The following is a 4,328-nucleotide window of genomic DNA, read 5'->3' as shown; positions in this document are numbered from 1 at the left end:
ACCACCACCGCCGAAACGACCTTCCAGGCCGGCGTGAATGACAACATGTTGCCCTCCATGGCCACTGGCACGGTGAACTACCGAATCTTGCCGGGAGAAAGCGTGGGCGATGTGCTCGCCCATGTACGAAGGGTGGTTGATGATGCACGCGTGGAGATCGCACTGGGCGCAGAGCGCGTGGAACCCAGCGTTACCTCGCCGGTGGATGGCGAAGGCTTTGCGACGGTGAGCCGCACCATCCGGCAGGTTCTGCCCGATGCTCCCGTGGTGCCGTTCCTGGTGACCGGGGCCACCGATTCGCGCCACTACATAGCCGTTACCGATGAGCAATTGCGATTTGTGCCTTACCGTTTGATGCCAAGGAACGTAGGGCGTATCCATGGCATCGATGAGGGCATCGAGGTGATCGAGTACCTCGACTGCGTGCGGTTCGCCTTCCAGTTCATGCGCAACGCAGCAGGGTGATCAGGGTTGGGGTACGTCCGCCAGCTCCGCGCTCAGTGCGCGCAGGCTGTCTTCGCCTACGTTGATGAAGCCGGCGACCGGCGAGCTGAGGTCGGACAGTAGGCAGAGTGCGGTGGCGATCATCAAAATCGGCACGAAAGTGACCAGCGCCATGCGGCGTTCCTGCCCGTATCCCACCAGTGCGGTAACCATGATCGACAGTACCGACAGCAAGATCCAGATATCGGCAGGTACACGGTCATCGTTGGCGGCGGCCTGTTCGGCCTCCTTGGTGACGATCTGGCCGAGCGCTTCGGTGTAGCTGGTCAGGATGGGCGAGGGATGCGCGGTTGCCTCGTCGTTGGCCTGTTGCCAGAGCGCGCGCTGCAACTGTCTGGATTGCCGCATCCATTGCGTGCGTTGTGGGGTCGCCCGTTTCTGTTCGAGTACGGCAATGCGCGTATCCAGGTATTCGCGCAGTATCGGTGGCGCCTGGCTGCGGATCGTCCCTGCCTGCAGTCCCGCGCGAAGATGCGCCAACTGGATCGCGTTGGCCTCATCGACGATCAACTGGCCCCGCTGGTTGTACATGGAAAGCCCCATGGACATCGCAAAGCCGAGCAGCAGGCTCAGCAGCAGGCCGATCTGGTTGCGCGTGTCGCGGACCAGGCGCTCCCACGCCTCACTCCTCTGTTCCTTGACCAGGGCGCGCGCGCGGTAGCCGATTTCGTGAACCATCGAGAGTACGACGACGCTGCCGAAGAACAACGCCACCGGGTAGTCGAATAGCGACATGTTCGTTCCCCCGCTCCGCCTGCCGTTGCGCCGTCGTGATCGCCGTGCGCTCGGTGGCGGCAAGCGCGCCACCGTTGACGCTAAGCTCCGACGATGGCGGTGAACGTCTCGTCAAACCGAGCCGCGAATAGCCTGACTCAGTGGATCGGTTTCTATGCGATCGCGACCGGAGGATTTGGCGCGATAGAGCAGGGCGTCGGCGTGGCGGAGCAAAGCGTCCAATGCCGGTGCCTGCTGGCGCGAGGCATGGCTGACGCCAAAACTCGCCGTCATCGAAAACGCCCGCCCGTCGACCGCGGTGATGCGTTCGTCATGCAAGCGTTGACGCAAGCGCTGGGCAGAGACCGACGCTTCGTCGGGGCTGGCGATCAGGGTCAGGGTGCAGAACTCCTCACCGCCGACGCGGCCGATCACGTCGCCCTCGCGCCAGGTTTCCCGGCATAGCTCAGCGAGGCGCTGGAGCGCGCGATCGCCGGTTTCGTGCCCGTAGGTATCGTTGATGCGCTTGAAATGATCGATATCGAAGGCGATCAGGGCTACGTACGGATGAGGGCTGCGGCGCTCGGCGAGCAGCGCCTCTGCCTTGTGCTCGAAGGCGCGACGGTTATTCAGGCCGGTCAGTGGATCGGTGCTGGCCATCGTGCGCAGTTCACGGATCAGCTGGTCGCGCTCTTTTTCCAGTTTCAGGCGTTCTTCCTTGCTTTGTCGGAGCAGCATAAGCGCGGCGAACAGATCCTTGATCTCGCCGTGGTAATCGCGGGCCGGTGGCTGATGGGAAAAATCACCCGCCGCGATGGCGGACACAAAGGCGCGGGCTTCGACGAACGGAAGAATCACCTGCCGATGGAACTGCCGCACCAGGAACAGCACGATGGCGGTGAGGATGGAGCCGATCAATACCGTGGCGATCAGTGTGACGCGTCGCATGAACAGGTTGTGTCGAAGGCTATCCTCGGCCAGTTGCAGGGCTTGGTCGCGCAAGCGGGTTACGGCCTGCAGCGGTGGCAGCATCTGATCGGTGAATTCGCCGATGGTGACGCCGGGTTCTTCCGTCTCACTGGCTTTGCCGAGCAGATCGGTGATGAGTTGCACGCCGTTGTCGAAATAGTGCTGGTTGGCGGCCGTGGGCGCGTTGTTGGACAGGCTCTGCAAACGAAGTACCGATGACTGCACCAGCATTTGCAATTGGCTGATGTTGCCCAGGGTACGTTCGATCGCCAGCACCTCGGTCGAATGGAGGGGGCGATGCGCGGTCAGTGCAGGGATGAAGTAGGTGGCGGCGAGGCCGGCGCGTTCGCGCAGCAGCGTGGCGAAGGCGGCGGTGTAGAGATAGGTCACCACCTTGGGGTCGCCCTCAAGCGCGCCGATCACGCTGGTCGCGGCGATCGATTGCAGCGTGGGAATCATGTTGCCGGAGCGCTGGATGGCGGCATCGACCTGGGCGTCGCCACGCTCACTGCGGGGCAGGCGAATCAGTCCGTCCACCTGGGCGCGCGCGTCGCTGAGTTCAGTGCGCACATGCTGCAGCGTGTCCAGTTCGTCGGTGCAGTGCTCGCATCGAGCCGTTTCCAGCAGTTCCTGCAGGCGCCGCAGGCTGGCATCGCTCTGCTGGCGTACCAGGGCCAGTCGCGCGATGCGTTCCGCCGGCAGGGGCAATTCCTCGCCGAGTATGGCGCCAGCTGGGCCGCGTTCGGCGGAAAGGCGGGTTACGGCATTCAGCGCGGCCCGGTAAGCGTCAAAGTCGCCCAGCGCATCGATAGCGCTGCGGTAGGACTGCCATTGATGGAGGAAGATCCAGGCCATCAGGCAGAGGATCGATACGTACACCGCTGCCACGATACCCCGGAAGCGTGTTTCTACTGACGGGTCCGGCGAAGCAGTGCGAAACATGGCGCGCCCACAATAGCTGGATTAGCCGCATTATGGCGTGGCACGCAGCTGTTCGGTGATGCCTGGGTGGGGCGGATAAGTGCTAGCCCAGGTGGCTGGCTGGTTCCCGCCCCGTTGCCCCGGGCCGCCCGCGCAGGGCCGGCTTTGCCGCAGCGTGGCACCGGGGGCCGCGCACTGGGCTGGCGGGGTAGCGACAAAGCGCCCAGGGGCGCGATGCGCTTGCCGGGTGGTGCTTTACGCCGGGGGGCCGGCCAGATATTCCTCGTCGGTCACCTTGTCCAGCCATTCCACGGCTTTTCCATCCAGCGCCTCTTGGATGGCGATATGGGTCATGGCGGTGGTGGGCGTGGCGCCATGCCAATGCTTGTGGCCCGGCGGACACCAGAGGATGTCGCCTGCGTTGATCTCGACGATGGGGCCGCCCTCGCATTGCGTCCAGCCTTTGCCGGCGGTGACGATCAAGGTTTGGCCCAGCGGATGCGTATGCCATGCGCTACGCGCACCCGGCTCGAAGGTGACGATGCCACCGCCGACACGCGACGTGCCCGAGCGCTGGAAGCCCATGTCGATGCGAACGTTGCCGGTGAAAAATTCCGCCGGCCCCTTGACCGACGGCTGTGAACCGTTACGGGCGATATGCATAGGTATGTCCTGATGTCCGATGAAAAGCGTGTGGTTCAGAGCGCGGTGCCTTCGTTGATCACGCGTAGCGCGTTGAGCGTTCGTGGATAGCCGATATAAGGCAAAAGCTGCGTGATGGTGGCGATCAGCAGGGCGCGGTCGTTGCCAACGGCGAGGTTGCCCGCCACATGCGCCGCGACCTGGGGTTCGCAACCGCCGAGCGAAGCAAGCAGGGCGAACGTGAGCAATTCGCGCGTGCGCAGATTCAGGCCGTTGCGCGTGTAGTAATCGCCGAAGCAGTTGGCGGAGAGAAAGCGCTGGATGTGTTTCTGATCCTGCGGCGCTTGCGCGTGCGCAGCTTCGATGCGTTCCCCAAAAATGTGCTTTTGCACCGACAGGCCCTTTTCAAAGCGATCCTGCACGGTGGTCGTGCCCTGGGTGGGCAGCGGTAACGGCGCGCCGTGACGCTGGAACACCTCGCGGGTAATGCGCAGGAAGCCGAAGACCTTGCCCATGCCTACATAAGGCACGCTCTGGTACAGCACCTCGCGGGCTTCCACCGCGCTCAGTTGTGCAGC

General features: G+C 63.6%; 4 protein-coding genes and 1 pseudogene. 1 reads left to right on the top strand and 4 read right to left on the bottom strand.

Annotation, left to right across the window (positions count from 1 at the left end; translation table 11 throughout):
- Positions 1-465 (top strand): annotated as a pseudogene (locus JHD67_RS21050) (hypothetical protein); the annotation flags it as partial.
- Here the strand turns inward: JHD67_RS21050 and JHD67_RS21045 are convergent.
- From JHD67_RS21045 to JHD67_RS21030, 4 genes are all read right to left on the bottom strand, one after another.
- Positions 466-1,239 carry a hypothetical protein gene (locus JHD67_RS21045; RefSeq protein WP_199101099.1) on the bottom strand — a complete coding sequence of 258 codons (774 nt, stop codon included), beginning with the start codon at positions 1,237-1,239 and terminating at the stop codon, positions 466-468.
- A 111-nt stretch (positions 1,240-1,350) separates the two neighbouring features.
- Positions 1,351-3,129 (bottom strand): GGDEF domain-containing protein, encoded by a 1,779-nt coding sequence (locus tag JHD67_RS21040; protein ID WP_199101098.1) that lies wholly within the window; start codon positions 3,127-3,129, stop codon positions 1,351-1,353.
- A 234-nt stretch (positions 3,130-3,363) separates the two neighbouring features.
- On the bottom strand, positions 3,364-3,771 hold the full coding sequence (locus JHD67_RS21035) for a cupin domain-containing protein (protein WP_199101097.1): 408 nt from the start codon (positions 3,769-3,771) through the stop codon (positions 3,364-3,366).
- A gap of 35 nt (positions 3,772-3,806) precedes the next feature.
- Positions 3,807-4,328, bottom strand: a 522-nt coding sequence (locus tag JHD67_RS21030) for a carboxymuconolactone decarboxylase family protein (protein WP_199101096.1), incomplete at its 5' end; no start/stop codon positions are given.

The sequence above is a fragment of the Dyella sp. ASV21 genome (genome assembly GCF_016428975.1).
Lineage (GTDB): Bacteria > Pseudomonadota > Gammaproteobacteria > Xanthomonadales > Rhodanobacteraceae > Dyella.
Note: the sequence above shows the minus strand (reverse complement) of the source record. Positions and strands in the feature narration are given on the sequence as shown.